1 protein-coding gene is annotated in these 862 nt (G+C 30.0%); it reads right to left on the minus strand.

Going from position 1 to position 862, the window contains the following annotated elements:
• Positions 1–200, minus strand: a 200-nt coding sequence (locus ACLJQM_RS48195; protein WP_410636680.1) for a hypothetical protein, incomplete at its 3' end; no start/stop codon positions are given.
• Between the last annotated feature and the right edge of the window lie 662 nt (positions 201–862).

Here is an 862-nt window from a genome sequence, read left to right on the forward strand (position 1 = left end):
ATACTTAACACATATAAAACATCTGAACGAATACTTATCATTACATACATAATAAATCCAATAACCGAAACATATAATACTCTACTCATACGATCCCGCTCATCAGCAGTCGAAAAACACTGAATCTTACTAAAATATATACCATATAACATAGACAAAAACCCTTTCTTTACCTCTTCCATACTGAACCGCTTCAACACTTTATCAATATAAATATCTTAACTCAAACCTATAAACCTTCTCGATCTATCTCTATAAATCTTAATACCCAGAATATATACCGCTTCCCCTAAATCCTTCATCGAAAAACTATTTTTCAGTAAAATCTTTACGGACTCAAACATAAAAATATTATTTCCAATCAGTAATATATCATCCACATATAAAATTAAAAATACTACAGAACTCCCACTAACCTTCTTATAAACACAAAACTCTTCTTCGTTCTTAATAAAATCAAACCCTTTAACCACTTCATCAAAACGAATATTCCAACTCCTAAATACTTACTTCAATCCATAAATAAATCTCTGAAACTTACATACCTTTCCAGCATTTTTTAAATCGACAAAACCCTCGGACTGTATCATATACACGTCCTCAGCTAAATTTCCATTCAGAAAAACTGTCTTAACATCCATCTGCCATATCTCATAATCGAAATATACAACTATAACTAAAATAATCCGAATAAACTTAAACATCACTACGAACGAAAAAATCTCGTCGTAATCAACTCCTTAAACTTATCGAAAACCTTTTACAACAAATCGTACTTTATAAATATAAACATTTCCATCCATATCCTTTTTCTTCTTATAAATCCACTTACACTCTATAACTTTAACACCATTAGACGGAT

This window comes from Amycolatopsis sp. cmx-4-83, assembly GCF_046548815.1.
GTDB lineage: Bacteria > Actinomycetota > Actinomycetes > Mycobacteriales > Pseudonocardiaceae > Amycolatopsis > Amycolatopsis pretoriensis_A.